A 25,859-nucleotide genomic window follows, 5' to 3' on the forward strand; every position below is an offset into this window, starting at 1 on the left:
TATTGTAGCATAAAAGTCAATTTCAGCTGGAACGCCGGACGGTCTTCGTTCCGGTCCGAAGTACGGGAACGATTCGCCTTGTGCGGATGCGCTGCTTGACCTCACGGAACGTAACGAAGTTTTTGGCCCCTTCATCCCAAAGCTTGAAGCGAAGCGATTGCAGACTGGTGCGCAGTGTAATGGTCGTCGCCTTATGAAGCGGCGGTGTCGCGTTATGCGCATCCTCCAAATAATAATTGGGCACCTTCGGGCTCAAATGGTGGACATGATGAAAGCCGATGTTGCCGGTTATCCATTGCAGCGGCTTAGGAAGCTTATAGTACGAGCTGCCTTCTACGGCTGCCTTAACGTAGCTCCATTCCTCTTCGTTCTCGAAGTAGGAATCCTCGAATTGATGCTGTACATAAAATAACCAAATGCCGAACAAGCCTGACATGAAGAAGATCGGGCCATGCACGAGCAGGAACGCTTGCCAGCCAATTGCCCAGCATAGCACAGCATATAGCACAACCATCGAGATATTGGTGATGTAAGTGTTGATCCGTTCTTTGCGTTTGGCACCCTTGCGGTTGAAGCGGTATTGCACGAGAAATACAGCGATTGGACCAAGTCCGAACATAACGAGCGGATGGCGGTAGAAACGGTAAGCCACACGGCGCCACAGCGGGGATGCCACATATTCGTCGACTGTTAGAATCCAGATGTCGCCGAGTCCTCTTTTGTCCAAGTTGCCGCTGGTTGCATGGTGCATCGCGTGGCTGTACTTCCACTGGGCATAAGGGACATGTGTGAGAACACCGGTTATCGTGCCCATGATGGCGTTGGCCCGTTTGTTCTTGAAGAAGGACCCGTGACAGCAATCGTGGAAAATGATAAAGGTGCGGATGACGAAGCCGGAGGCAACAATGCCAATTATGATTGTGAGCCAGTACGATACGGCAAGGCTCGCATAAGCGGCATACCAGAGCCCGAATAAAGGAACAAGCGTATTCACCAGCTGGCGAATGCTCGATTTCATATCGGTTTTTTCATAAGGAGCGATTTCTTTTTTTAATTGGATTTGTTTGGCTGCGGAATTCGAATGGTTTGTCATCGTATTCCCCCTCTGTTGGGATGAGTAACGCAATGTTGTAAGGCCTTTTTTGGTTGTGTACTTTTTTTCTATCTTAATTGTAAAGAAAAGTGTCATCCTCTTTAAGTCATAAACGTCAAGGAAGGGGCATGACAACTGTCATGGAGGCTGTGGTATAATCTGGTTTATTATCTTAGTTGAATGAGCTGGAATGAAGAATGAAGGAGTTGTTTTCAAATGAAAAGCCAATATGAGATTAAGCATCCGCTCCATCTGTCGACGATGATTGGCATGAGCGCCTATCTTGTGGGCCAACTGCTGCTGATTTATAGCACGTTTACACGCAACGGGTTTAATCCGTTATTTTATTTTGTTGTCATTCTGCTTGTATTCTCCCTGACGATTACGGTTTATCTGATCTTGAGGAGGCTGGCGAAGCCTTCGGAGATTCGGATGCTGGAGAAGACGATGAATGTGCGGGGACATGAAGTGCACGCGAAGAACGTAGATTGCATTATGATCGACGGTTATTTTCAGCCTGTTGTAGGCATTAGGCCGAAGGGGAGGAAAATCGTTCCGGTGCAATTTACGTTCAGCTTCCATGTAAGCGGCAATGACGATGAAGCGATGAAGGCGCTGAAGGGCTGGGCGGAACAAAATAAGATTCAAATTTATAACCGGAAGTTTCTGCGCTGGATTTAGCACCTGAGCCAGGCGTGCTGCCGCTGGCAAGGAAGGGGAGAGGATTTTTGGAGGTTTGGGTTATAGCGGGTATATTCGTCTTGCTTGTGGCGGTTGCTGTATTTTATGGACTGATTCGAGCGGCTATTAGTGATTCTGTCGCTGGCAAGATCCAGCAGGAGCTAAATGAGATGAATATGAGGTCTCAACTGCAGCAGGAGGAGCATGCTCGGCAATTCGAGCAGCTCCATGAGCTGCTGCGGGAGCAGAACGCGCTGCTGGCGGAAATAAAGGACAAATCTTTGTAACTATTTCCCGGTTTTTCACGTTAACTCTAGTAATGGAACTAAAGGTGAATAAAGACCGGGGGTTAGTACAATGGACAAGTGGGAATACAAAACGCTAAAGTTCAAGATCGGAAGCTTCTGGGGCGGCGTCAACGTGGATGAGCAGCAATTCGAAGATGTGCTTAACGAAGCCGGCTCGCAAGGCTGGGAATTGGTGTCAAGCGTGGATACGAGTCAGTACCAAGGGCAATCCAAAGATTTGATCGTCGTGATGAAACGAAAAAGGACTTAAAAGATGCGGCGGCTGGCATTATTTGTTTTACTAAGCTGCTTGTTGGTGACGGGCTGTTCGGATGACAAGTTTATGCTGCAGTTAAAGCTCCACACTTTGGACGGGGTCAAGCAAGAGATGCAGCGGGTGTCCATTCAAGGGGAAGAGACAGAAATGCTTGAAAGCTACCGCTTGACGTCTGCGAGAGATACGGCAGCCTATGCCTTTGACAACGGCGAACTGCTCTATGTATACGTGTTCGAAGCCCCAATGCAGGCGCATGACGGCATAAGGAAAATTGAGGAGCAAACGGCATTAGTTGACCTGGTGTATTCACCTGTCATCTATAATGCAAACAACGTCATTCTCATTTATATGCAGAAGTATGGAGAAACGACCGGTACGAAGCCGGTTGTAGAGAAGCTTGCAAGCAGCCTTGGATGGCAGGTTTCATCGTCATAAGGCGAGGCTGACAGGTTAGGAGGGATAGCAATGGCGGCATGGCGTATATCGGCGGGTATTTTCACTCTGATCTGTTTCGTCTTGTACCTTTCTCCTGTATTGGCGTACATGCTGCGCATTAAGGAGGCTCCGCTCGGTTATGTGTGGAGTTTGCTATTTGGACTCTCCGGCATCTTTTTTCTGGATCCCGGCTTGAGATTGCCTGCATGGGTGAAAAAGCTCGGTTGGGGCGGCAATTTGATCGTGCAAATTGTATCGCTGTTGCTGACGCTATCGTATCTGCTGCAGGTACAGGATGCGCGCCTGCTGTTCTGGGTGTATCCGGTGTTTCATTTGCTTTCGGCGGCGTTGCTGGCCGGATTTTTGATCATTTACCGCAGAGAAGAGATTCAGCCGTGAATCCATTGTTTGCCGGACAACAGCCTGGCATGGAGGTTATAGCCAATCTGTCTAGAGGGATTGAGTCGGTAGGCGGGAAGCTTCCTTTTTTGATGGTAGGCTTGCTTTAGCGAACCTGATTCGCTATACAACGAATCGGAATTCGTTGCAGCGTGGCTGAGCGAGAGGCAGGGGCAAAAGAGCGAAGCAAATTTCGCAATTCGAGAACCTAGGTTCTCCGAAAGCGAAGTTTGCTTCGCTCTTTCATTCTAGAGGGCTATGCCTGTTAGGCATTAGCGAAAATGGGTTCGCAAATTTGCGAACCAGCTTCGCTAAAGGTGTACGTGGTTGCAGGTGGCCTGTTGTGAAACGGCTCGAATGATGCTGGTGATGTACGTGATGCGCCGGAGAATAGGTTAGTTAAAAGGAACTGGTGATGTACATGGTGCAGATGCTGTGCATGTTGTGAAACGGCGTCAATTGATGCTGTTGGTGTACGTGATGCGCTGAGATATTGGTTAGTTAAAGTAACTGGCGGCGTACAGGGTGCAGGTGCTGGCATGTTGTGAAACGGCTCAAATGATGCTGTTGGTGTACGTGATGCGCTGGAGTATAGGTTAGTTAAAGTAACTGGTGATGTACATGATGCAGGTGCTGGCATGTTGTGAAACTGGCGGCATACAGGGGACGGTTGCGAAAAATACGGCAGCGGATTGCGATTACTTGAAATAGCGAAGCTGATTCGCGATATAACGAATCTGAATTCGTTGTAGCGTGTCCGGTTGAAGGGCTTATACAAAAGAGCGAAGCAAACTTCGCTATTCGTGAACCTAGGTTCTCCGAAAGCGAAAGTAGCTTCGCTCTTTCATTTTTGGCGCTATGCACGTCAGCCATTAGCGAAAATGGATTCGCAAATTTGCGAACCAGCTTCGCTAATGGGCATGTTACTCAGTATTAGGCGAGTGTCTCGGTTGCTAATGCAGGATGCCCCCCATGCGCAACACTCCAGCGCCGCGGTGAGCAACACATGGCAATCGCTACCGCACGCAGCTCCCCAGCGCGTGTAGGGGCATCACATGGCAATTGCTACCGCACGCAGTTCCCCAGCGCGCGAGGGGCCATCACATAACGCTCCCAACCACTAGCAAGCCATTGCTCCGCCTACGCTTTCACTTCAGCGGCGCTGAAGCGGTTGGCCGGCTTGGGCAGGCCGAAGTGATCACGCAGCGTGCTGCCCTCGTACTCCGTGCGGAACAGCCCGCGTTCCTGCAGGATAGGGACGACGAGATTGACGAAGTCGTCCAATCCGTCCGGCAGCAGCGGTGCCATAAGCATAAAGCCGTCGGCTGCGCGTTGCTGGAACCAGTGCTCCAGCGTATCGGCGATTTTCTCAGGCGTGCCGACCAGATGGTCACCGCTGAAGGAGCCGGTCAACAAGGAGTAGACCTCCCGCAGCGTCGGGTTTTCTCTCGCGATGACAGGCTGATGTTTCTTGTAGTCGGATTTGCTCTCGTCGACCCGGTCGAGACCGGCGTCTATAGCGCGCGATTCCAGCGTGAAGCCGCTAAAATCGACGGTGCGGAAGTAATCGGAGAGGAACCCGATACCTTGTTCATCCGTAATAAGCGCCTCCAGCTGCCGAAGCTTCGCTTTGGCGGCTTCATCGGACTCCGCAATGATGGGCGATATCCCCTGCAAAATATAGACATCCTCCGGTGATCGTCCGGCCGCCGCGACTTTTTCCTTGAAGGAGCGATAGAACGTCTTAGCATCCTCAATATTGTATTTAATCGAGAAAATGACCTCCGCCGATTTGGCGGCAAAGCTTTGTCCGGACTCCGAATTTCCGGCCTGTACAAGCACGGGATGCCCCTGCTGGGAACGGGCGATATTCAGCGGCCCTTGCACGGAGAAAAATTCACCCTGATGATTGATGCGATGCAATTTGTCCGGATTGAAAAAGACACCGCTCGCTTTATCCCGCTGGAACGCGTCGTCCTCCCATGAGTCCCAAAGCCCCTGAACAACCTCGACAAATTCTTCGGCCCGCTTATAGCGGTAGCTGTGCTCATAATGCTCCTGCCCGCCAAAATTAAGCGCGGTGTTGCCCGACAGATCGCGCGTCGTCACAATATTCCAGCCCACGCGGCCTTTGCTGATATGGTCAGCGGAAAGCAGCAGCCGCGCCATATTGAACGGTTCAATATAGGAAGTGGAGGCGGTGGCGACGACACCGATATGTGTCGTTGCGCAAGCAAGCGCAGTAATGAGTGTAATCGGTTCGTAACGGTTAAGAATGTTAGGGTGTGATTGCTCATTGATCGCTAGGCTGTCCGCTATAAAAGCGATATCGAATTTACCGCATTCTGCTGTCTGAGCCAGCTTGCGATAATAGTCGATATCGATGCTTGCATCCGGTTGCGCATGAGGGTGACGCCAGCCTGCCACGTGCATGCCGGTTCCTACCAAGTATGCTGAAAGTTTGATTTGCCGCGGCCGTTGCCCGAATTGCTGTTGAGATTGAGTCATTGAGAAGCCTCCTATCGACGGGTGAAATTTCGAATTTGCACTTAACCAAGTTAATGCATAAGAATAATTGGTTATAATTTACCATCTTGAGAAGATAGCGTCAATGCTCAAAAAAGATGTGACAATCATGCGATTTCATTTACAGTAATTACATAAATAAAAAGCGCTAAGAAAGCGAACTTTACGAGCCGCCTCTAAAAATTCTGTAAACAAGTATTGACACTTCCTGGTTTGTGTTTTAAATTATAGAAAATCAATCGGCTTAGTTGGTTATAAAAGCGACGAGTTGACCAGTACACTGGAAACTAAGCGCATTACCGGGCAATAGGGACGGTCATGCGCTTAGTTTTTTTCGTTTTAAAGACCAAAATCGGGGGAGAGGCAACATGATTGAGGTATCCAATCTAAGCAAGACCTATAAGAGCGGCAATGAGAAGATTACGGCGCTCAGCAATATTAATTTAAGTGTCCGGAAAGGGGATATTTTCGGAATCATCGGCTTTAGCGGTGCGGGGAAATCGACCCTGATTCGGTGCTTGAATCGGCTGGAGGAGCCCGACACAGGGCGCATCGTTATCGGGGATACGGTCATTACCGACCTTAACGAGAAGGAGCTTCGGCTCGCGAGACGGAAGATCGGGATGATTTTTCAACATTTCAATTTGCTTGATTCACAGACGGTATTTCAGAACATTGCATTTCCGCTTTCGGTAGCGGGCCACCCAAAGCCGTATATCCGGGAAAAGGTACGGTCACTGCTCGCGCTCGTTGGTCTCGAGGACAAAGAAAACGTCTATCCGTCCATGCTGAGCGGGGGACAGAAGCAGAGGGTCGGCATCGCGCGGGCGCTTGTTAACGATCCAGATGTGCTGCTCAGTGACGAGGCGACTTCATCGCTCGATCCGCAGACGACGTATTCCATACTGGAGCTGCTTCAAGATATTAACGCCAAGCTGGACTTGACGATTGTACTGATTACGCATGAGCTCGACGTTTTGCAGCATGTATGCGATCGCATGGCGGTCATCGAGTACGGCTCTATCGCTGAGACCGGCACGGTCGACAAGCTGTTTCTCCAGCCGGAGAGCCATACAGCCAGACGTTTTGTCAGCATCATCGATTATTACCGCGACAAGCGATCCATTATTGAAGGGTTTGGTGCCGGCATATGAGAGATGACTTGCTTGATCTGTTGTGGGAAGGCCTTCAAGAAACGCTCTATATGGTGGCATGGTCCTCGGTATTTGCGCTGCTCATTGGCATAACGCTTGGAGTTACACTCGTCGTAACCGAACGAAACGGCATTCTGGCTGCGCCAACGCTTAACAAAATTATCGGGACACTCATTAATGGCGTTCGTTCGCTTCCCTTCATTATTCTGATCGTCCTGCTTCTGCCTGTTGCACGTTTCGTAGTTGGCACTTCGCTGGGGCCGACGGCCGCAATTGTATCGTTGTCGATAGGGGCTGCACCTTTTCTAGGGCGGATCATTGAGAACTCGCTGAAGGAAGTAAGCGCCGGTAAAATTGAGGCGGCGAAAGCAATGGGCGCTACGCCTTGGACAATTATTTTCCGCGTATTGATTCCCGAGGCGCTTCCCGCCCTTGTGCGGGGCATTACGATTGCGGTTATCGCGATTACGGAATTTACTGCTGTAGCTGGTGCAATAGGAGCGGGCGGACTCGGCAGTCTGGCCATCCGATTCGGCTATCAGCGCTTTCGCGTAGATATTCTGATCGCCACAGTCATTGTCATCATTGCACTTGTGCAGCTGATTCAGTTTTCCGGCGACGGAGCAGCCCGATCCATATTGAGGCGAAGAAGACAGCTTTAAGAGATGGTTTTACGGCTATACCACATATACCGTTTAGCGAAAAAACAAAGGGAAAGTAGGAGAGAAATATGGTTAAAAAGCATGTATTTACATTGACTGCACTACTGCTCGTCATTAGCGTGATCCTGGGGGCCTGCGGATCAAACGGCGGTAACGGCAGCAGCAAGGCGACGAATGCGCCATCGCCGGAAGCGACGGCTGCACCGACCGAAGCTGCAACAGAAGCGCCTCCGGCGGAAGTTACAATTAAAGTCGGCGCTGCGCCAGTGCCGCATGCGGAAATATTGGAGTTCGTAAAGCCGATTCTGAAAGAGCAAGGCGTTAATCTGGAGGTTGTTATCCTTGACGATGAAGGCCAGCTCAATCCGGCGCTCAAAGAAGGTCAGATTGACGCGAACTATTTCCAGCACGTCCCTTACCTGGATTCCGTTAAGGATGAGAAGGGCTATGACTTTGCTGTAACGGCAAAAGTGCATGTTGAGCCGATTGGCTTCTATTCCGACAAGCTGAAGTCCAAGGATGAGCTGAAGGAAGGCGCGAAAATCGGCATTCCGAACAACCCGTCCAATGAATACCGTGCTTTGGTGCTGCTTCAGCAGCAAGGCCTGATCAAGCTGAAGGACGGCTTGACGACATACGAAGCAACACCTAAAGATATCGTGGAAAATCCGCTTAAGCTGAAATTCGTGGAAGCTGATTCCGCTACGCTGCCAAGAGCGCTGCCGGATTTGGCTGGCGCAGTTATCAACACAAACCTCGTCCTGGAAGCGGGTCTTGATCCGAAGAGCGCGATCTTCCGTGAGGATGCGAACTCGCCTTATGCGAATATCATTGTCGTACGCAAAGGTGACGAAAACCGTGATGAAGTGAAAAAGCTGAGCGCAGCGCTGCTGTCGCCGGAAGTGAAGAAATTTATTGAAGACAAGTATGGCGTGGCGGTTGTTCCGGCATTTTAATTATTAATTTTGCAGGAAACTATTTATTAGCTTCAATAAGCGAGACAGCGTCTCCCGTCAATCATGGCGGCGAGGCGCTGTTTCATGATAAAATGCTTTTCAAAACGGTACAGCAAGCCGATAGGAAGGACGAGCCGTGATGATCAAGCTGCTGGATGAGACTTTAACGCTAAGAGATGCGGTACTGGAGGACCTGCCCCGCATCGTAGACATTTATAATTCGACGATCGAATCCCGTCAGGTAACGGCCGATCTGGAGCCGGTAACGGTGGAAAGCCGCCAGAAGTGGTGGGAGGAGCATTCTCCAGAGGCAAGACCGCTATGGGTGCTGGTAGATAACGGAGCTATTATCGCTTGGCTTAGCTTTCAATCCTTTTATGGCCGGCCGGCTTATCAGGCGACAGCGGAGATAAGCATTTATATCGCGCAGGAGCAGCGCAGCCGCGGAATCGGCTCACTGCTTATACGGGAAGCGCTGGAAGCATGTCCAAGGCTGCAGATCCGTACGCTTCTTGGCTTTATTTTCGGCCATAACGAACCGAGTTTGGGGCTGCTGGGGAAATTCGGCTTTGAGCGCTGGGCGCATCTGCCGAAGGTGGCGGAGCTTGACGGTATTGAGCGGGATCTTATTATTGTAGGAAAGCGGATCGAATAGCCCGGTTTAACCTGTCGTATTCGATCTGTCGTATTCGATCTGTCGTATTCGATCGTGCATCGAGAGATGCGACATCAGAAACAAAATGCAAAAGTGCATGCTGATAGGGCTCCAACGGCCCAAAACAGCCTTCAAAATGCAAAAGTACATTTGAAACAGCTCAAATTCGCTCTTACAAGGCATATTGGGCCAAACAAAATGCACATTTGCATTTTGAGGGGATAAATCGTCAATAAAGCGGCTGACAACATGCAGATTTACATTTTGATTCGTTACTCATCGCATTCTATAACACAAACTTCGCAAGAGAGTCAGAGACGCATCAGCCGTGATGCGTCTTTTTGTTGCAGACAAGAACCGCTCAGCGATGGTAAAATGTTCCTAACTAAACAGAATGGAAAAGGAGGGAATTTGGTGGATAGTGGTACAGGTGGTTTTGTGGTTCTATGGCCGATCATTTTAATGGGACTAATCTATATTCCAATACTTGCACTTGGCATTTATATGTCGGTTTTGTTTATTAAATTGGCTCGCAGGGGAATTGCCGCCCTTGATATTTATTTAGCGGAAAAAGGACGGAGATTCTAGAGTGGAGCAAGGGCAAACAAAGCTTTCGCCATGGTTAGCAGTTTGGATTCGGCCAAGGGAGACGGTTCGGGCGCAGCTCGATACCGGGCAGCCTGTTAAATGGATGATTCCGATTGCACTGGGAGCGGGCATTTTAAATGTGCTGGACAGAGCTTCTGGCAAATCAGCGGGAGATATGATGTCTTTCGGAGCGCTAATAGCACTCATCCTTATTGGCGGTATGGTTGGCGGTCTTATTAGTTTGTATCTCGGCAGCGCGCTGTTCGTATGGGTTGGCCGATGGTATGGGGGTACAGGCAGCTATTCGGAGCTTCGAACGGCATTGACCTTAGGCAGTTTTATGCCGACGATAGCCACGGGCATTTTGTGGATTCCGCTTCTTCTTGTCTATGGGGAAGAAAACTTTACTTATTTTACTCCTGAAATTGATGCCAGTCCGGTTTTATTTTCTTCGATTTCGTTTGCTATACTGGCATTATCCATATGGTCATTAGTGCTTATGCTGAAGGCGGTCGGCGAAGCCCATCAATTCTCCGCCTGGCGGGCATTGGGCAGCATCGTTGTTATGGGCGGGATTGCGCTTGGTATCATTATCGTAATTGGTATTATTACTTTAATAATAGGTATCATCATCAGTAATCCGATCTTCTCTCCCTGATAAGCAAATTTTCAGGATGGTTTTGTACGGCAAAATGAATTATGCTGAAATTAGCTATTTTTGACGTGCAAATACAGAAGGGAGAACGACCCATTGAGTAAATTTTGGAGTCCGCTAGCCGCTTCTCTGGTTCCTTACGTGCCAGGCGAACAGCCAAAGGACAAAAAATATATAAAGCTGAACACGAATGAAAATCCGTACCCGCCGTCTCCAAACGTCCTCGAGGCGATTAAAGCGGCAGCTAATGAGGATTTGCGGCTCTATCCCGATCCGACCTGCGGAGAGCTTTCGAGCGTCGTTGCGGACTATTTCGGGCTGAAGCCGAGTCAGGTCTTTCTGGGCAACGGTTCGGACGAGGTGCTTTCGTTTGCTTTTGCCGCTTTCTTCAATCCGGCCAAACCGGTATTGTTTGCGGATATTACATACAGCTTCTACAAAGTGTATGCGGAATTTTATGGCCTGAAGGCGGATTTGATTCCGCTGGACGAGCAGCTCCGCATGCCGCTTGACTTGTTCAACCGGGAGAACGGCGGGATCGTTATACCGAATCCGAACGCTCCTACAGCGATGCTCATTCCTGTGGATGAGTTTCGTGCTCTTCTTGAGCAAAACGCCGATCAAGTCGTCATTATTGACGAAGCCTACATTGATTTCGGCGGCGAATCTGTAGCTAAGCTGGTAAATGAGTACCCGAATGTACTCGTCGTTCAGACGTTGTCCAAGTCGCGCTCGCTGGCTGGCCTTCGTGTCGGCTGGGCACTTGGCAGCGAAGAGCTGATCGATGGATTGAACCGGGTCAAAAACTCGTTCAATTCGTACACGATTGATCGTCTTGCGCTAGCTGGCGCTATTGCGGCTATTCAGGATGAGGCTTACTTCCAAGAGACAGCTGCTAAAGTAAATGCAACACGCGACGCAGTGGCTGCGGAGCTGGAATCCATCGGCTTTGAAGTCACGGATTCAAAAGCGAATTTCGTCTTTATTTCGCATCCGACTGTGGATGCCGAAGCGATCTTCCTGCAGCTTCGCGAGCAGGGCATTCTCGTCCGCTACTTCAAGCAGCCGAGAATCGACCGCTATTTGCGTGTAACGATCGGAACGGATGAGGAGATGGAAGCTTTCCTGCAAGCTGTGAGAGGAATTGTGGCGCCGTAATGGATGCCGGAAAAAAACGCAGCTTCCGGAAAGCAACATTAATTGCCGTGCTTGCAAGCGTTATTTATGCTTTAATCGGGAATACTTTTTTTAACATGGCCTACCACAATGATGCCGTCTTCAACAACAGCTATTGGATTGCTGGGGTGCTGGCAGTGTTGTACGCCGTGCCTGTCGTCATCTGGTTTCGCAACAGATACTGGTATTTTCCATTGTTCATACCGGTGCTATGGGTACCGTTTGCGGTGATTACAGGCTTACTATTTCCACGGCTGCCAGAGGGCGCAATGGGCGGAGGCATGCTTCTCCTATTCATCCATATTTTGAATTTGGGAGCGGTCGGGCTTGGTGCGGCTTTAGGGATGACGGTCAACGGCATCTTGGCTGCTTGGCGAAAGCTCAACAGGGAAATAAAGGCGCAATAGCCTATTTCCTTTTTGTTATTTCTTCGTGTTATAATGAGGACAAGTGACTGGTTCGGATTTTTTTTGGTTTGAGTATATGAACGTCGTCAGTCTAATAATTAGGAGGTTTATTGTTGAATAACAAAAAAGAAAACAAGCTATCCATTTTTGCCTTGGGCGGCGTAGGCGAAATTGGTAAAAATATGTACGCAGTGCAATATGCGAACGATATTATTGTAATTGATTGCGGTTCCAAGTTCCCGGATGAAGAGCTTCTGGGCATCGACATCATCGTGCCGGATATCTCTTACCTCATCGAGAACAAAGACAAAGTTAGAGCGCTGCTCATCACGCACGGCCATGAAGATCACATCGGCGGATTGCCTTATATTCTGAAGCAGCTTAGTCTGCCGGTATATGCAAGCCGGCTGACCATGGGCTTGATCGAAGGAAAGCTGAAGGAAGCCGGCCTGCTCGGCACGACGGAAAGAACGTTGATTCATTCCGATTCCGTGCTTAAGCTGGGTTCAATGACAGCATCGTTCTTTAAGACGAATCACAGTATTCCGGACTCCTTGGGCGTCGTGCTCGATACTCCGGAAGGCGTTGTTGTTCATACGGGCGACTTCAAATTCGATCAAACACCGGTTGGCGACTATCATGCGGATATTCATCGGATGGCGGAAATCGGAAGAAAAGGCGTTCTTGCATTGCTCTCCGAGAGCACGAATGCGGAGCGTCCCGGCTTTACCCCTTCAGAGCGCATTGTCGGCGCGAATTTCATCGACGCATTCCGCAAAGCGGAGCGCCGTGTTATCGTATCGACGTTCGCTTCGAACGTGCACCGGCTTCAACAGGTTATTGACGCCGGCCACGTAACGGGACGCAAGCTGGCTGTTATTGGCCGCAGTATGGTAAATATGATTACGATCGCATCGGAGCTGGGCTATCTGGACATTCCAGACGGTATGCTCATTGAGCCGAACGAGGTTAACCGCTATGCGGACAACCAGGTCGTTATTCTATGTACCGGCAGCCAAGGCGAACCGATGTCGGCGCTTACGCGCATGGCTCGCTCGAATCACCGTCAAGTGGAAATTCTCGAAGGCGATACCGTTATTATCTCCGCTACCCCGATTCCGGGCAACGAGCGGAGCATTGGCCGTACAGTAGATGAATTGTTCCGTCTGGGAGCGAATGTCATTTACGGTTCCGGCTCCACGACCGGCATGCACGTATCCGGCCACGGCAGCCAAGAAGAGCTGAAGCTGATGCTTCAACTGATGGCTCCGAAATATTTTATTCCGATTCACGGCGAGTACCGGATGCAATTGCATCATAAGAAGCTTGCTGTTGCGGTTGGCGTCGAAAACGACAATATCTTCATTGTCGACAACGGCGAAATCGTAGAAATTGTGGGCGGCGATGCCCGCAAATCGGGTAAAGTACCGGCAGGCAATACGTATATCGACGGTCTGGGCATCGGCGATGTCGGTAATATCGTGCTTCGCGACCGCAAGCATCTTTCCCAAGACGGCATTCTTGTCGTCGTGGTAACAATCAGCAAACAAGATAAAACGATCAAATCGGGACCGGATATCATTTCCCGCGGCTTCGTCTACGTACGTGAGTCGGAGGGGCTGCTTGAAGAAGCGGGCCGAATTGTATCGAGAACGATAACGAAATCGATCAGCGACAACGTCAATCAATGGACGACGCTGAAATCAAATGTCAAAGACTCGCTCGGACGATTCCTATACGAGCAAACGAAAAGAAAGCCGATGATTCTTCCTATCATCATGGAAGTGTAATCGGCGCCTAACCAGTCCACTTTTACTTTGATTAGTGAGCCGATACAAATACGAAGTGAAGCCTCGCGCAGCGGGCGGCCCAGCCGTCTGTATACGCGAGGCTTTTTTTGCGTGCTGCGAAAGTTCGTTGAAAGGGCTTGGGCAGGGGTTGACTTTTAGGCCGGGAGGTCATAAAATAGCGTGAGACTAACGTTCGTTAGGAAAGGGAACATTAACGTATAGGCTGATAAAGCCAATGAACACGGGAAAGGGCTGATCTTTATGCTGCCGCCTTCGAGTGGGAAAAGCACGTCTGAGAAAATTATACAAGCGGCTTTAACGATGTTTGCCGATTCCGGCTATGAAGGGACATCCATGTCTGAGATTGCCAAGGCGGTCGGTATCAAGACGCCATCGATTTATGCGCACTTCAAATCAAAGGAGCAGCTGTTCCTTCAACTAACGGAAGAGGGCAAGGAGGAGGAACGGGAAGCTTTTTTACACTGCTTGAAGAAATCCGAGGCGATGTCCGCTAAGGAACGGATAGAACAAGCATTTGATTTTTTCACTGATTTCAATCAGCTTACAGCCGGCCAATCTTTTCTAAAGCGATCGATGCTGGTTCCGCCTCGGCATTTGCGCGATCAGCTCCGCATTAGCTTTATTGCTTATGAATCCGAACTGAATGTGCTTCTGGAGCGCTTATTCATACAAGGTATTCAAGAGGGGCTGTTCCCGGAGCAAGAGGTTGGGCGTATGACCGCTCAATTTTATAACGCGATAGACGGCTTGCTGGTGGAGTATCAGATTTATGAGGAGTCATTGTTTCTTGAACGGAAACAAATAATAGGGGAGTCGTTGATGCGAATGTGGACGTTGACGGCATAGGAGGAGAATGATTATGGCTTGGATTTATTTGGTGCTGGCCGGTTTGCTTGAGGTCGGCTGGACGTTTGGCTTGAAGGAGTCCAAAGGATTTACGGTACTGGTTCCTAGTGTAATTACAATTGTCCTTATCGTTATAAGCTTTATGCTGCTGGCTCGTGTTATGCGATATATTGAAATCGGGACCGCTTATGCAATCTTCACCGGAATCGGGACGGTAGGCACTGTTATTCTTGGCATTATGCTCGGCGATTCTGCCGATCCGCTAAAGCTGATGTTCTTGGGCATTCTGATTATCGGCATCGTCGGATTAAAGCTCGTATCGGGAGAGAAGGCGGAAGACAAGCCGGCCAAAACAGATTTAGCAGCGGATGGAGCCAGCTTATCAGCTGCGGCGAAAGCTTCCGGAAAGGAGAGGGCATAACATGGCATGGTTATTTCTTTTTTTATCCGGCCTTGCAGAAGTCGGAGGCGTTACTTCAATGAAGCTGTCGGATGGCTTCCGCAAATGGAAGGGAACGGTCGGGGCCGTTATTTTCGGATTTTTCAGCTTCTACCTGCTGTCGAAAGCGCTGGAAGGCATTCCTCTCAGCACCGGCTATGGCATTTGGACGGGAATCGGAGCGGTCGGAAGCGTGCTTCTCGGTATGGCACTGTTCGGCGATTCGCGAAGCTGGAAGAAGCTCTTCTTCGTAGGCTTAATTATTATAGGTGTTATCGGGCTGAAAATGACGGGCGGCAGCCACTAAGCTAAGCCGTACGGCAAATTCACAAATGAAGACCAGACGACGGATAAAGTTCATTCCGTGTCTGGTCTTTTTTCAGAAGCAAAAAGCGGACGGAGCCACATAAGCGCTGGCGCCGCCCATAGAGGGAATGCGGAATGGGTCAAGCTTCGGGCTTCAGACCGCTGCTGCGGTCTTTCACCTGGCGGAGATCGGGAAAGAGAAGAAGAAACTAGCGCTCCTTATCGAACGTTGCGAGCAATTCCCTTGCCCGGCTTTCATCCTGCTGCAGGACATGAATTCGTTTTAGACCATGGTCTTCCAGCGTTATTTTCGATTTCACTCCATTCTCTTTGAAGTGTGCTTGAAGTCTGTCAATCAGATCAGCCCGAGAACCGCCTTCGGTTCTGATGGCGACCCACTTTTTCCACCATAGCAGTGCCATCATGCGCACCTCCCCGCCTTGCACAGAGTAGCCATTCCGTACATATGTATTCCGCAGGCTGGTGCAAACATGACAGCTGCTGGCAGTTTGACCGAAAAAAAATCTAATAGTCATGGTGTGATCTTGTGAATAATGGTAAAATGATCGGCGTAAGCTTGGGCAAATAATACCGCAACAGCAGCTGTATCCGCAGCCTAATCCGCACCGCACGCCTCCCGGCGCACGCGGTGCGGAATATCCAGTTACAATAAAGGAAATAGAGCCCTCCGGCGCTTAGCGTATAAACGGCACATACAAATCGCAACCTAAGTGAGCATTCGGGCGGCCTGGCTATTGACAAGAGTAACTGTAATTGATAATATTACAGTATGAAGCAGGGAGGCCGTTCACATTGAACAGCGAATTTACGATTGCCGTACACAGTCTCGTGTACCTAGCTTATCTGCCTGAGCGGATGGCCAGCAGCGAGATGATCGCCCATAACGTCGGAACGCATTCCGCCCGCGTACGTAAAGTAATGAGCGGATTGCGCAAAGCCGGATATGTCGATACGCGCGAAGGCGCGGGAGGCGGATACAAGCTGACCATCGATCCGAACGTCGTCACTTTAGGCGACATATACAAGGTAATGGCGCAAGGCTCGTTAATACCGAGCTGGTGCACGGGAGATCCGGGCATGGATTGCGTCGTTGGCTCGAATATGAACGAAGTGATGTTCGGTATTTTTTGCAAAGCCGAGAAGCAGCTTGAATCACATTTCACCGGAATTACGATTCAGGATGTGCTGAGCCAAATCCACGCATGCGGATAGCTGATTCACAAGTACGGTGTAACGGGTATTTCCCTTTATATTAACTACTTTATTTCGAAAGGATGATTAACAATGGCAGTAGCATTGACGAAAGACAACTTTCAATCCAGCGTAGAAAGCGGAGTATCCTTGGTAGATTTCTGGGCGCCATGGTGCGGACCTTGTAAAATGCAGCTTCCAATCGTTGAAGAATTGGCAACTGAGCTGGACGGCCAAGCAACGATCGGTAAAATCAACGTTGACGAGCAGCCTGAACTGGCTTCCCAATTCGGCGTAATGAGCATTCCTACGCTGATCCTGTTCAAAGACGGTCAACCCGTTGACAAAATGGTCGGCCTGCAAAGCAAAGACGCTCTGAAAGCGAAAATTTCGAGCCAACTGTAAGCCGGACGCGACAAAAGCCGCGCGAATCGCAACCTGCGATCGCGCGGCTTTTTTTCGCAGCTGGTCGCAACTTCCATCTGAATCCATGCGTCTAAAGATTGATCTATTGTAAACTTACACCAAGATTGCTTACATACGGCTGGACTTGAGGTTATTGAATATGAAGGCGCAAGCGTATTCCATTTATGGAGGGTGGTTTTTCAATATGAAGAACAAAAAGCGTTGGGTAGCGATGGCGGTCGCTGTTATGATGGTCAGCAGCCTGCCTGCGGCAGCATTTGCGGACACGCCGGCGGGTCCGGCAGCCGTATCGGGGGAGGCGGTCAATGTGGATAAGGAGAATGCCGGAGAGCCGGTCAATGTAGCCGTATCCAAAGAAAAGGCGGCTTCGCTCGCCCGTGAACTGGTCAGCATTCCGAAGGAGTATACACTTCAAAGTGCTTCCTACTCGACGGATCTGCTGGCAGGCGGCAAGCGCGGCGTTTGGTCGCTGGATTTCGTGAAGAAAGTTAACGGCAAGCATAAAGGCAGCATCTACGCGCGTATTAGTGCGGACAGCGGCCAACTTCTGGAGTTCAATTCTTATGTAGATGATGCTAACTCGAAGCCTTCCTATCCGCTGAAGGTCGAACGGGCTCAAGCGCTCGAAATTGCCAAAGCCTATATGAATACGATAGCTCCAGCTTATAAGGATCAGGTGCAGTATAACCCGGATTACGGCGTGCAGCTGCTCCCTCCTCTGACAGGAGAAGTACGGCATTCAATCCGCTATGACCGGATCGTCAACGGCATCAGCTATGTCGACAACTATATCGAGGTTGAGGTCGACAGTGAGGGGCATGTCGTACGGTATTCACTCGTATGGGATAGTACAATCGAGTTCCCGAAAGTGGATAAAATGCTGTCCTTACAGGAGGCGAATGCTAAGCTGACCGAGCTGGCTAAGCCGGTATTAACTTATATTTTGCCATATGGGGCTCAAAAAAATACGAAGCCGGCACTTAGTTATGAGCTGGATACGATGACGATTCAAGCAACTGACGGCAAGCTGCTGCCAAATATTTATGGAGGCAGGGGAGAGCTTGTATCCCCGTTGCCTGTGGCGGAAAAGCCGCTTGGAGAGGCGCCGAAAAAAGGTGCAGGCCTAACGGAGAAGGAAGCCATTGCGAAGGTAACGGCTGCTTTCAAGCTGCCTGCCGGAGCAAAGGTCACGAGCACAAGCTATAACGAGTATACAAATGAAAGAACCGGCGTGAACAACGCGAATTGGAACATTAGCTGGACGATTGCAAGCAATAACGAGGAAATTGGTTCTGCGTACGCAACGGTCAACAGTGATACCGGTGTTGTCGTTAGTTTCAACTGCTATCTATATGGGGACGGCTCCAAAGCGACCGTTACATTGGAGCAGGCCAAAGCAACGGCGATCGAGACGGTCAAAAAGCAATTGCCATGGATAGCTAATGAGCTGTATCTCATTGAGCCGAATAAAGACCAATACAGCTCGGATAAAGCCGGAACGTTTGATGCCTATTATTTCGGCTTTGTGCACAAAGTCAATGGCGCAACGGTTTCCTATGACCGGGTAAGCGTATCGGTAGACGGCAAAACAGGAGAAGTACGTAATTTTGAGTCCTCGTTGTCGGATTATGCATACCCGAACAAAGCGCCGAATGTTATTGGCGATAAGCAGGCCACGGAGAAGTGGCTCACGTACTATCGCACCCAGCTTACATACTACTTGGCGCAGCAGTATATTTGGCGCGGACAGCCGATTCCGATTGAGAAGTATCAATTGATGCTTGCGTCGGGCGACGTGCAGGCGAACGAAGTGGAATATAAGACCGAAGCGCAGCTCGTCTATCAGATGGTGCCGAGACTAATTGACGAATCGGTATTTCTGGATGCCGAGACTGGCAGCTGGCGCAATCGTGAGACCGGCGATGTGACACAGCTGGAGAAGCCTCAGGCGACGGATATTAACGGTCATTGGGCACAGCGCCAGTTGGAGCTGATGGTTGCTTATAAGGCACTTGACGTAAAAGACGGCAAAGTCCGTCCGAATGCCATTGTGACACGCGGCGAGCTGATTAAAATGCTGGTACTGGCCATGAATAGCGGGCACAAGCCGATGTTTGCTGCCGGGGACACTGCAGCACGGGCTTCCTTCAATGACGTGGCGACAAGCTCCAGCTATTACGTCTATGTCGAGTCGGCCTTGCAGCAAAATCTGATCGACATCGGAGACGGAACATTTAATCCCGAAGGTAAAGTGGACCGAGAAGAGATGGCGGAGCTGATTGTGCGGGCTTTGGGCTACAATACCCTTGCCAACTATGATCAATTATTCCGCATTGAGTTCAAGGATGCTGCCAAGGTCGAGAAGAAGGGCCAGGCGGCAATCGTTGTGGGTCTCGGTATTATGACGTTGTCTAACGGCAGCTTCCTGCCTGAGAAGCAAGTGAGCCGTGCGGAGGCGTCAGCAGCATTTTTCCGGTTCCTGCAATCACGGGCTGATCTGCAAGAAGCGCCGCTGCGCAATTAGCAAAATAGAAAACGCCGCCCCGCGAGCAAGGTGGACGCGGGGCGGCGTTTTATTGTGCCATTAGTCGGATTTTTTCTTATCCGCTGTAAAATTGGAGACGGATTTGGTATCCTCTACATTGTCGTTGACGAAAGCCATATCCTGATTTTTTGCTTTCATAGCCGTTGTCCCTTTATAATTGCCCTTATGGCTCTTATTTTCCATCGGTTGCATGCCACCTCCTTTGCTCCAGTATTATTTCCATAGCAAGGTGAGGCATTCGCCGCATTAGTCAGTTTAACTAACGAGGAGTGTAGATGGTGCGTTCGAATCGATCGTTTTATCGTTATTTGGTTTTTGTGTTGTTTGCGATTTTCAGCTTTGTTGTTGTTCATCTTAGCAATGAACTGTTAATACGCAACGGAGACGAGGCCGTCACTAATAAATATTTATTCGTACAATACGGCATGCTGTTTGCTTTTGGCATCAGCTTTCATCTGATATCGGGGGCTCAATTCTGGCTGCGAATAAGGGAAACGCTTTGGACGCTGCTATTGTCGTTGCTGCTGGTGGTCGGCTGCTATGTGCTGGCAATTAACAGCGTAGAGCTGTACACCGGAGCAAACGGTTATGTTAACGCAGCGCTCCGTACGGTGCTGGATGACCGGGTTCATCTGATGGTTATCGTGCTGGGTGGCTATTTGTTCGGATTTTCCTTTGCTGAAAAAAGGTACAGGTAATCGCAGGGAGCACTGAGGATAACGTCTATACGGATAAGCTTAAGCTTACATATGCTGATGTCATAAGCTAGTTGGATAGGGGGCTTGTGACATGGATGCAGTGTATGACAAGAATAACATGACGAGCATTATTATCGTTACCCGCAATCAGTTGACGCTCACGAAGCAATGCATCGACAGTATTAGAAGAAATACGGCCGCCGGCAGCTATGAGCTGATTCTGGTCGACAATGGTTCGGATGACGGAACAGCAGTTTGGGCTGCAGAGCAGACGGATGTGAAAGTGATTGCAAATAAGGACAATGCAGGCTTTCCTAAAGCCTGCAATCAGGGGCTTCAGCATGCTGCAGGCTCTTTTTTGCTGTTGTTAAACAATGATACGCTAGTTACTCCAGGCTGGTTAACCGGCTTGCAGCGCTGTCTGACGAGCGATGCTGCCATTGGAGCGGTGGGGCCGGTGACAAACTCGGCTTCTTATTGGAGTGCTATTCCTGCTTCTTATACGACCTTGGAGGAGCTGGATCAGTTCGCTGAAGCGTTAAGCAGCTCTGCCAAGGCAGCAGGTACACAAGGGAGCTGGGAAGAGCGGATCAAGCTGGTCGGCTACTGTATGCTGCTTAAGCGAGAGGCCTATGAAGCGGCAGGTGAACTGGACGAGAGGTATGGTGTGGGCAACTTCGAGGATGACGATTATTCGATCCGGCTGAAGCTTGCCGGCTATAAGCTGATGCTGTGCAAGGATACGTTCATCCATCATTACGGCAGCGCCAGCTTCCGGGAGGAGGAGCAGCTGTACGTAAGAACATTTGAAAAGAACAGCCGGATTTTCCGGGATAAATGGGGCTTTTCGGCGGAACAGGGGCTGTTGATCCGTATAGACATTGCGGGACTGGTGGAAAGAGAGGCTAAGCTTCCAGCAAGGGGAGGCGAAGTCACTTCTACAGGAGAGACTTTCAAGCTGCTGGAGCTCGGCTGCGGATGCGGTGCTACACTGCTTCGATTGAAAAGCCTCTATCCGGGTGCGGAGCTGCTCGGCCTTGAGCGGAATGCGGAGGCTTCCCGTATCGCAGCTGCCTCGGGCATTCAGCTGCTGGAAGGGGATGATCCGTCGCAATGGGCAATCGCTCCCGGAACCTTGGATGGTATCGTAATCGGCGAAGCACAATGGGGCGTTTCGGTTGAGAAGCTGCAGCTGCTAAGCACGCTGCTCAAGCCGGCCGGGTGGCTTGCTGGGGATTTCGACAATCGTCACTATTACCGGAGCCTGCTGCGCTACTTAAATCCTCTGAACGGGGAAGCGGGGTTCCAGGGCGAAGGGACGTATGCCATTGAACAGGTGCAGGAGCTCTATGAGGCGGCAGGCTTGATCAATCTCTCGATTCATTTGCAGGAAGACGGCAGCGAGAACCGTGACAAAAGAATCAGCGAGGCTGAATTTACAGCGCTGGAGCGAATGATAGATACGAAATACGACGTAACTGGTCGCTTGACTTCAAGCCGATTTTCCGTGTATGGGCAAATCAACACGGATATTCGCAAGACCGTTCCAGCGGCTGTGCCGGAGCAGCCGGATACGAGTGCTATGCCGCTTATCGAACAAAACGATGTCCGCTTCAGCGGAGAGCGGCTCGTCGTCAATCAAGAGGTGAAGACGCATTATACCGACGTGTACGAGGAGCATTTGTCCCGGTATGAGCTGGCCTGCCGCTACGTTAACGGTCTGCGTGTGCTGGACGCCGCCTGCGGAGCGGGATACGGTTCGGCAATGTTAAGCCAGGCTGGAGCGGTTGAGGTACTGGGGGTTGACGTAGACTCCGATTCCGTACGTTTGGCGGAAAGGGATTATAGCAGAGCAGGGGTTCGTTTTGCGGTTGCTGATGTTTTGGCATTGCCTTTTGCAGATGAGGAATTCGATGCGGTCATCTCCTTCGAGACCATTGAGCATGTGGATCAGGGAGCAGCATGGATTGCGGAATCTGCGCGAGTACTGAAAGCAGGAGGGCTGTTCATCGTCTCTACGCCTAACCGGACGGTGACGAACCCGCCGCTCTATTATGAAGAGCAGCCGTTCAACACATTCCATCGCTTCGAATACCGGACAGCGGAGCTGGCGGGTGAACTGCTGGTTCATTATGATATTGAAGCGATGTTCGGGCAAAATCCAGTCGACGATTCACGCTTTGCATCGATGAACTGGCTTCGCCAGATGAGCGGGCTTGAACAGGGGCGCGAGGCCAGCCGGATTATGGAACCGCAAGGCCATCAGCCTATTCCGCTGGCGCAATTCAAAAGCACGGAGCCGATGTATGTCATCGCGGTATGCCGGAAAAAGCGGGCATAGCTTGACTATCCGATTGCCAGAACTCAACGGAATGCAAAAAGAACGCTTGGAGGCCCAGGCGTTCTTTTTGCATGATTAGATTTAATTTTGCTGCGAGCCCGGAATTTGGAAGGATACCGTCGTTCCCTGATCAGGTGTGCTGTCAATGGACAAGCCTTGCCCGTACAACTGTGTCAGACGGCGATTGGTATTGAATAATCCGATGCCTCCATCTTCGTTCTTACTCCGTGGAAGGAGAAGGGAGTCGAGCTTGTCCTTCTTCATTCCTCTGCCGTCATCGGACACTTCAAAACGCGTAAAACCATCGTTCTTGCGAATTCGAATATGGATAGTGCCTCCCCTGGAGCGGCTCATAATGCCGTGTCTTACGGCGTTTTCGACAAGCGGCTGAAGCGTCAGCGGGGGGAGAACCATTTTATCCGTCTGATCGAGTTCCCATACGACAGTGAGCTTCTCCTCAAAACGCTCTTTCTCAATATGCAGATAAGCTCTTACAAGCTCAAGCTCATGCGAGAGAGAGACCAGCTTGCCGGAATTAAGAAAGTGGAAGCTGATTCGCAGATAGGAGGTAAACGCTTCGCCTAGCGTAAACATCCGGTCCGGATCGATATGGCTAAGCGCCATAATCGAATTAAGCGTATTGAACAAGAAATGAGGATGAATCTGTGCCTGCAGATAAGCGGCTTCCATCCGTACTCTTTCGTTAACCGATTGTTTCAGCATCGTAAGCGACCAGATCCGGTACTTTAATTCGGTGGCGTCCAGCGGCTTTGTCACGTAGTCATTAGCCCCGGCCTGGAAACCCGTATAAATGTCGGCCGGCTCGCTGCGGGCGGTTAACAGCAATACCGGAAGCTCGGATGGTGAATAGCGTTCCCGCACTTTTTTCGTCAGTTCATAACCGGAAATATGGGGCATCATGACGTCTGTGATTAGCAAATCCCATGGTTTCGTACCAAGCAAATTCAAGGCTTCCTCAGCAGAGGTGGCAAAATGAATCTCATAGGGCTCCGTCGAAAGAATGCCGGCCAATACTTTCAGATTAATCAAATCGTCATCGACAGCGAGTATGGCAGCGGTGCTTTCTCCAGCCGGCAGTGAAAGCATTGGCTGGCTGGAAGGCCATGCGCTGCCGGAGACGTCGGCAAATCCCCGGGCGACGGCAATTTCCGCTGACGATTCTTTTAGCATGTTGGGCTGAATGTCACAGTCATGGACGGTAGCGGCAGATGATTCTGCGAGCGGCAGCGCGAACCGGAATGTCGAGCCTTTGCCAGGCTCGGAGCGTACCGTTAATTCCCCGCCGTGAAGCTCTACAAGCTGTTTGCTGATGCTGAGGCCAAGGCCGATACCCCCGCCGCCGTCGCTTCCATGCTCGTAAGGCAGGAACAGTCGCGACAGCAGTTCCTTGTCCATTCCGCTTCCCGTATCGGCTATTTCGATGAACAGCTGGCCGTTGCGGCTATTGGCGGAGACAGTTACGGCCCCTGCCTCCGTGTGCTTGAGCGCATTGTGCAGCAGGTTGAACATGACCTGCACCAGTCTCTTTTCATCGGCCCATACAGGCGGCAGCGTGTCGGGGGCAAGCAGGCGAAGCTGAACCGGTCTCCCCTCAATCATATAGCCAAGCATGCTGAACACGCCGGAAACGACTGACGGGAATGGCAGCGGCTCCGGATGCAGAACGATGCGTTTCTCCCGCAGTCTGACCGTATCGAGCAGGTCATTCAGCAAATAAGACATCCTCCGGCCGATCGTAACGAGCAGCTCCATGTCCTGCGAGCTTCTTCCCGTCATTGCGTGCTTCTCTCTTTCTGCCACACTTTCTGCGATGCTGATAATGCCGTGCAGCGGTGTCCTCAGCTCATGGGAAGTATTGGCCAGAAACTGATCCTTCAGCTTATCGGCTTCCAGAAGCTGTGCATTCAGCTTTTTATTCTCATTGGCATTGCGGAAGTAGCCTTTGAACCAATAAGCGGAAAAGCCGATTATTGCAGCGATAACATCTAACGGATAGTAGATGTCGGTAAGCTCCTGCCGGTTGTTGAATGCGCCCCAAATGACGCTTGATAGAAGACCCATAGCTGTGAACAATAAGTAAATCGCGTCTTTCTGCTGCTTGATGACCATTTTTACGATGATGGAAACGAACCAGGTTAACGGCACTAAATAGAACAATACGAAAATATGGTGCTTGAACGTGAAGTAAATCAGCGGCGGATTGGCTGCCGCTATAAAAGATGAGTAAAGGACAAGCGCCGCGACATACCCGTAAAAGATTTTGCGGCCAGAAAAATAGCCGGAAAAGCTTCTTGCAAGCATCAGAATGAAGAAGGATAGCCAAAGATACGAGAGCATCTTGATCTTCAGTCCCCAGGCATAAGAAATGGGAGCCCATAACAGCAGCAGGCTCTCATGATCGGCTACGATCGTAATGCTGGCCGTTATCAGAAGCAGTAAGAAGACGAGAAATGTCCGCTCCCTCGGGTTGAACGAAAATAGGATACAAGCGTAAAGCCCATGCAGCAGCAGGACGGTAAACGTGATGAATTGAAAGGCGATCGAATACAGACGCTCGTTGTCGAGCGACGCTTGTGATCCGAATCGAACAGAACGGGTAATGCCGCCTTCGTACGGGTGGTCGAAATTAGCCGCTTGAATGAAAAGCTCCAGTTCACCTTGATTTTTTGCCGCATAGGAGGCTGTATAAGAAATGTTTTTTGGTGTGTAGGCTTCGGCGCTTCCGGCAAGAACACCAAAGGACTTCTCCAGCTGGCCGTTTATTTCTACTCGGGAGGAGGCCTGAATTTCCTGCAGCCAGAATGCATAGTCAATTTCTTTGACGGGATCGACCAAGATGCGAAGATGGTACGTACCGTAGCCGAATGAGGATTGAGATTCCCCCGCTAGCGCGCTTCCCCAATCTCCGGGAACTTGAACATAGGAAGGCTGCTCTCCGGCTGCCGGCCTGTTCTGGGAGGAGTGAAACGCTCCAGGGTAAAACTCCCATTGTCCATTTAAGGTAAGGGTAGGGGAATGATTAAAGTCCCAGCCTCGCAGGTCGATAACGCCCTGACTCGCAGAGGGGTGATCGGGTACCTTGAAGAAATCGGACCACAATAGGCGCAGGCCGAGCAGAATGGTAAGGAAAAGGAGAAAAGAAAGAATGTACGTTAGAATGGTTTTGTTTGTTATCCTAGTCATAATAAGAAGTAATTTCGACAAGTTTAGATCGTTTCCTTTACTTATAGAATAAAGAATTATTTTGGGAGAGATTGACTCCG

At 50.3% G+C, this 25,859-nt stretch carries 27 protein-coding genes; 22 read left to right on the plus strand and 5 right to left on the minus strand.

What is annotated here, in order from left to right; translation table 11 throughout:
* Window positions 1-22: 22 nt before the first annotated feature.
* Window positions 23-1,093 (minus strand): Delta(5) desaturase DesA, encoded by a 1,071-nt coding sequence (gene desA, locus ACFVVF_RS18395; RefSeq protein ID WP_387812670.1) that lies wholly within the window; start codon window positions 1,091-1,093, stop codon window positions 23-25.
* 216 nt (window positions 1,094-1,309) lie between these two features.
* Between desA and ACFVVF_RS18400 the strand changes: the two genes are divergently transcribed.
* The 5 genes from ACFVVF_RS18400 (at window position 1,310) to ACFVVF_RS18420 (ending at window position 3,172) form a co-directional block, all read left to right on the plus strand.
* A complete protein-coding gene (locus ACFVVF_RS18400; protein WP_387812673.1) occupies window positions 1,310-1,774 on the plus strand; it encodes a hypothetical protein in 465 nt (154 codons plus the stop codon).
* A gap of 47 nt (window positions 1,775-1,821) precedes the next feature.
* On the plus strand, window positions 1,822-2,061 hold the full coding sequence (locus tag ACFVVF_RS18405) for a hypothetical protein (protein ID WP_387812676.1): 240 nt from the start codon (window positions 1,822-1,824) through the stop codon (window positions 2,059-2,061).
* Window positions 2,062-2,131: 70 nt separating this feature from the next.
* Window positions 2,132-2,332, plus strand: coding sequence for a DUF4177 domain-containing protein (locus tag ACFVVF_RS18410; protein ID WP_387812679.1), 201 nt, complete (start codon window positions 2,132-2,134; stop codon window positions 2,330-2,332).
* Window positions 2,333-2,371: 39 nt separating this feature from the next.
* A complete protein-coding gene (locus tag ACFVVF_RS18415; RefSeq protein WP_387812682.1) occupies window positions 2,372-2,773 on the plus strand; it encodes a hypothetical protein in 402 nt (133 codons plus the stop codon).
* A gap of 30 nt (window positions 2,774-2,803) precedes the next feature.
* The gene (locus tag ACFVVF_RS18420) at window positions 2,804-3,172 is read left to right on the plus strand and encodes a hypothetical protein (RefSeq protein WP_387812685.1); all 369 of its coding nucleotides are present in this window, start codon (window positions 2,804-2,806) and stop codon (window positions 3,170-3,172) included.
* A 1,140-nt stretch (window positions 3,173-4,312) separates the two neighbouring features.
* Here the strand turns inward: ACFVVF_RS18420 and ACFVVF_RS18425 are convergent.
* The gene (locus ACFVVF_RS18425; protein ID WP_387812687.1) at window positions 4,313-5,680 is read right to left on the minus strand and encodes an LLM class flavin-dependent oxidoreductase; all 1,368 of its coding nucleotides are present in this window, start codon (window positions 5,678-5,680) and stop codon (window positions 4,313-4,315) included.
* A gap of 386 nt (window positions 5,681-6,066) precedes the next feature.
* On the opposite strand from ACFVVF_RS18425, the gene ACFVVF_RS18430 reads away from it, so the two are divergent.
* The 12 genes from ACFVVF_RS18430 to ACFVVF_RS18485 all read left to right on the plus strand — a co-directional run bounded on the left by ACFVVF_RS18430 (window position 6,067) and on the right by ACFVVF_RS18485 (window position 15,354).
* On the plus strand, window positions 6,067-6,852 hold the full coding sequence (locus tag ACFVVF_RS18430; RefSeq protein WP_387812690.1) for a methionine ABC transporter ATP-binding protein: 786 nt from the start codon (window positions 6,067-6,069) through the stop codon (window positions 6,850-6,852).
* Window positions 6,849-7,514 carry a methionine ABC transporter permease gene (locus ACFVVF_RS18435; RefSeq protein ID WP_387812693.1) on the plus strand — a complete coding sequence of 222 codons (666 nt, stop codon included), beginning with the start codon at window positions 6,849-6,851 and terminating at the stop codon, window positions 7,512-7,514. The genes ACFVVF_RS18430 and ACFVVF_RS18435 overlap by 4 nt, the downstream gene beginning before the upstream one ends.
* A 68-nt stretch (window positions 7,515-7,582) precedes the next feature.
* Window positions 7,583-8,470: a MetQ/NlpA family ABC transporter substrate-binding protein gene (locus ACFVVF_RS18440; protein WP_387812695.1), complete on the plus strand. Its 888-nt coding sequence runs from the start codon at window positions 7,583-7,585 to the stop codon at window positions 8,468-8,470.
* Window positions 8,471-8,609: 139 nt separating this feature from the next.
* Window positions 8,610-9,125 carry a GNAT family N-acetyltransferase gene (locus tag ACFVVF_RS18445; protein ID WP_387813164.1) on the plus strand — a complete coding sequence of 172 codons (516 nt, stop codon included), beginning with the start codon at window positions 8,610-8,612 and terminating at the stop codon, window positions 9,123-9,125.
* Window positions 9,126-9,374: 249 nt separating this feature from the next.
* Entirely contained in the window at window positions 9,375-9,713 is a 339-nt protein-coding gene (locus tag ACFVVF_RS18450; RefSeq protein ID WP_387812698.1) for a hypothetical protein, read from the plus strand.
* Window position 9,714: 1 nt separating this feature from the next.
* Window positions 9,715-10,371, plus strand: a complete 657-nt coding sequence (locus ACFVVF_RS18455) for a Yip1 family protein (protein WP_387812701.1) — start codon at window positions 9,715-9,717, stop codon at window positions 10,369-10,371.
* Window positions 10,372-10,464: 93 nt separating this feature from the next.
* Window positions 10,465-11,526 carry a histidinol-phosphate transaminase gene (hisC, locus tag ACFVVF_RS18460; RefSeq protein ID WP_387812702.1) on the plus strand — a complete coding sequence of 354 codons (1,062 nt, stop codon included), beginning with the start codon at window positions 10,465-10,467 and terminating at the stop codon, window positions 11,524-11,526.
* Window positions 11,526-11,951, plus strand: coding sequence for a hypothetical protein (locus ACFVVF_RS18465; protein WP_387812705.1), 426 nt, complete (start codon window positions 11,526-11,528; stop codon window positions 11,949-11,951). Before hisC ends, ACFVVF_RS18465 begins: the two co-directional genes overlap by 1 nt.
* Window positions 11,952-12,061: 110 nt before the next feature.
* Window positions 12,062-13,741: a ribonuclease J gene (locus ACFVVF_RS18470; RefSeq protein WP_387812708.1), complete on the plus strand. Its 1,680-nt coding sequence runs from the start codon at window positions 12,062-12,064 to the stop codon at window positions 13,739-13,741.
* A gap of 261 nt (window positions 13,742-14,002) precedes the next feature.
* Complete coding sequence (locus ACFVVF_RS18475; RefSeq protein ID WP_387812711.1) at window positions 14,003-14,608, plus strand: TetR/AcrR family transcriptional regulator; 606 nt, start codon at window positions 14,003-14,005, stop codon at window positions 14,606-14,608.
* 13 nt (window positions 14,609-14,621) lie between these two features.
* Window positions 14,622-15,029 carry a DMT family transporter gene (locus tag ACFVVF_RS18480; RefSeq protein ID WP_387812713.1) on the plus strand — a complete coding sequence of 136 codons (408 nt, stop codon included), beginning with the start codon at window positions 14,622-14,624 and terminating at the stop codon, window positions 15,027-15,029.
* Between the two features lies 1 nt (window position 15,030).
* Window positions 15,031-15,354, plus strand: coding sequence for a DMT family transporter (locus tag ACFVVF_RS18485; RefSeq protein ID WP_387812715.1), 324 nt, complete (start codon window positions 15,031-15,033; stop codon window positions 15,352-15,354).
* Window positions 15,355-15,562: 208 nt separating this feature from the next.
* Here ACFVVF_RS18485 and ACFVVF_RS18490 read toward each other — a convergent pair whose 3' ends face one another.
* Window positions 15,563-15,778: a hypothetical protein gene (locus ACFVVF_RS18490; protein ID WP_387812718.1), complete on the minus strand. Its 216-nt coding sequence runs from the start codon at window positions 15,776-15,778 to the stop codon at window positions 15,563-15,565.
* Window positions 15,779-16,166: 388 nt separating this feature from the next.
* On the opposite strand from ACFVVF_RS18490, the gene ACFVVF_RS18495 reads away from it, so the two are divergent.
* The 3 genes from ACFVVF_RS18495 (at window position 16,167) to ACFVVF_RS18505 (ending at window position 19,515) form a co-directional block, all read left to right on the plus strand.
* Complete coding sequence (locus tag ACFVVF_RS18495; protein WP_387812721.1) at window positions 16,167-16,586, plus strand: RrF2 family transcriptional regulator; 420 nt, start codon at window positions 16,167-16,169, stop codon at window positions 16,584-16,586.
* Between the two features lie 72 nt (window positions 16,587-16,658).
* Window positions 16,659-16,970 carry a thioredoxin gene (trxA, locus tag ACFVVF_RS18500; RefSeq protein ID WP_042170322.1) on the plus strand — a complete coding sequence of 104 codons (312 nt, stop codon included), beginning with the start codon at window positions 16,659-16,661 and terminating at the stop codon, window positions 16,968-16,970.
* Window positions 16,971-17,175: 205 nt separating this feature from the next.
* Window positions 17,176-19,515, plus strand: a complete 2,340-nt coding sequence (locus tag ACFVVF_RS18505; RefSeq protein WP_387812724.1) for an S-layer homology domain-containing protein — start codon at window positions 17,176-17,178, stop codon at window positions 19,513-19,515.
* A gap of 60 nt (window positions 19,516-19,575) precedes the next feature.
* Here ACFVVF_RS18505 and ACFVVF_RS18510 read toward each other — a convergent pair whose 3' ends face one another.
* Window positions 19,576-19,719: a hypothetical protein gene (locus ACFVVF_RS18510; protein WP_387812727.1), complete on the minus strand. Its 144-nt coding sequence runs from the start codon at window positions 19,717-19,719 to the stop codon at window positions 19,576-19,578.
* A 92-nt stretch (window positions 19,720-19,811) separates the two neighbouring features.
* Here ACFVVF_RS18510 and ACFVVF_RS18515 point away from each other — a divergent pair, with 92 nt between their 5' ends.
* Window positions 19,812-20,234, plus strand: coding sequence for a hypothetical protein (locus ACFVVF_RS18515; RefSeq protein ID WP_387812730.1), 423 nt, complete (start codon window positions 19,812-19,814; stop codon window positions 20,232-20,234).
* A gap of 91 nt (window positions 20,235-20,325) precedes the next feature.
* Window positions 20,326-22,575, plus strand: a complete 2,250-nt coding sequence (locus ACFVVF_RS18520; RefSeq protein WP_387812733.1) for a methyltransferase domain-containing protein — start codon at window positions 20,326-20,328, stop codon at window positions 22,573-22,575.
* A gap of 81 nt (window positions 22,576-22,656) precedes the next feature.
* On the opposite strand, the gene ACFVVF_RS18525 is transcribed toward ACFVVF_RS18520, so the two are convergent.
* Entirely contained in the window at window positions 22,657-25,779 is a 3,123-nt protein-coding gene (locus ACFVVF_RS18525) for a hybrid sensor histidine kinase/response regulator (RefSeq protein ID WP_387812736.1), read from the minus strand.
* Window positions 25,780-25,859: the final 80 nt, after the last annotated feature.

This window comes from Paenibacillus sp. NPDC058174, from assembly GCF_042883865.1.
Classification (GTDB): domain Bacteria; phylum Bacillota; class Bacilli; order Paenibacillales; family Paenibacillaceae; genus Pristimantibacillus.

Excerpts from the sequence above, each read along its gene's own strand:
- desA (WP_387812670.1), bottom strand. The coding sequence starts at position 1,093 with ATGACAAACCATTCGAATTCCGCAGCCAAACAAATCCAATTAAAAAAA.
- ACFVVF_RS18400 (WP_387812673.1), top strand. The coding sequence starts at position 1,310 with ATGAAAAGCCAATATGAGATTAAGCATCCGCTCCATCTGTCGACGATG.
- ACFVVF_RS18410 (WP_387812679.1), top strand. The coding sequence starts at position 2,132 with ATGGACAAGTGGGAATACAAAACGCTAAAGTTCAAGATCGGAAGCTTC.
- ACFVVF_RS18420 (WP_387812685.1), top strand. The coding sequence starts at position 2,804 with ATGGCGGCATGGCGTATATCGGCGGGTATTTTCACTCTGATCTGTTTC.
- ACFVVF_RS18425 (WP_387812687.1), bottom strand. The coding sequence starts at position 5,680 with ATGACTCAATCTCAACAGCAATTCGGGCAACGGCCGCGGCAAATCAAA.
- ACFVVF_RS18430 (WP_387812690.1), top strand. The coding sequence starts at position 6,067 with ATGATTGAGGTATCCAATCTAAGCAAGACCTATAAGAGCGGCAATGAG.
- ACFVVF_RS18435 (WP_387812693.1), top strand. The coding sequence starts at position 6,849 with ATGAGAGATGACTTGCTTGATCTGTTGTGGGAAGGCCTTCAAGAAACG.
- ACFVVF_RS18440 (WP_387812695.1), top strand. The coding sequence starts at position 7,583 with ATGGTTAAAAAGCATGTATTTACATTGACTGCACTACTGCTCGTCATT.
- ACFVVF_RS18445 (WP_387813164.1), top strand. The coding sequence starts at position 8,610 with ATGATCAAGCTGCTGGATGAGACTTTAACGCTAAGAGATGCGGTACTG.
- ACFVVF_RS18450 (WP_387812698.1), top strand. The coding sequence starts at position 9,375 with ATGCAGATTTACATTTTGATTCGTTACTCATCGCATTCTATAACACAA.
- ACFVVF_RS18465 (WP_387812705.1), top strand. The coding sequence starts at position 11,526 with ATGGATGCCGGAAAAAAACGCAGCTTCCGGAAAGCAACATTAATTGCC.
- ACFVVF_RS18475 (WP_387812711.1), top strand. The coding sequence starts at position 14,003 with ATGCTGCCGCCTTCGAGTGGGAAAAGCACGTCTGAGAAAATTATACAA.
- ACFVVF_RS18480 (WP_387812713.1), top strand. The coding sequence starts at position 14,622 with ATGGCTTGGATTTATTTGGTGCTGGCCGGTTTGCTTGAGGTCGGCTGG.
- ACFVVF_RS18485 (WP_387812715.1), top strand. The coding sequence starts at position 15,031 with ATGGCATGGTTATTTCTTTTTTTATCCGGCCTTGCAGAAGTCGGAGGC.
- ACFVVF_RS18490 (WP_387812718.1), bottom strand. The coding sequence starts at position 15,778 with ATGATGGCACTGCTATGGTGGAAAAAGTGGGTCGCCATCAGAACCGAA.
- trxA (WP_042170322.1), top strand. The coding sequence starts at position 16,659 with ATGGCAGTAGCATTGACGAAAGACAACTTTCAATCCAGCGTAGAAAGC.
- ACFVVF_RS18505 (WP_387812724.1), top strand. The coding sequence starts at position 17,176 with ATGAAGAACAAAAAGCGTTGGGTAGCGATGGCGGTCGCTGTTATGATG.
- ACFVVF_RS18510 (WP_387812727.1), bottom strand. The coding sequence starts at position 19,719 with ATGGAAAATAAGAGCCATAAGGGCAATTATAAAGGGACAACGGCTATG.
- ACFVVF_RS18515 (WP_387812730.1), top strand. The coding sequence starts at position 19,812 with ATGGTGCGTTCGAATCGATCGTTTTATCGTTATTTGGTTTTTGTGTTG.
- ACFVVF_RS18520 (WP_387812733.1), top strand. The coding sequence starts at position 20,326 with ATGGATGCAGTGTATGACAAGAATAACATGACGAGCATTATTATCGTT.
- ACFVVF_RS18525 (WP_387812736.1), bottom strand. The coding sequence starts at position 25,779 with ATGACTAGGATAACAAACAAAACCATTCTAACGTACATTCTTTCTTTT.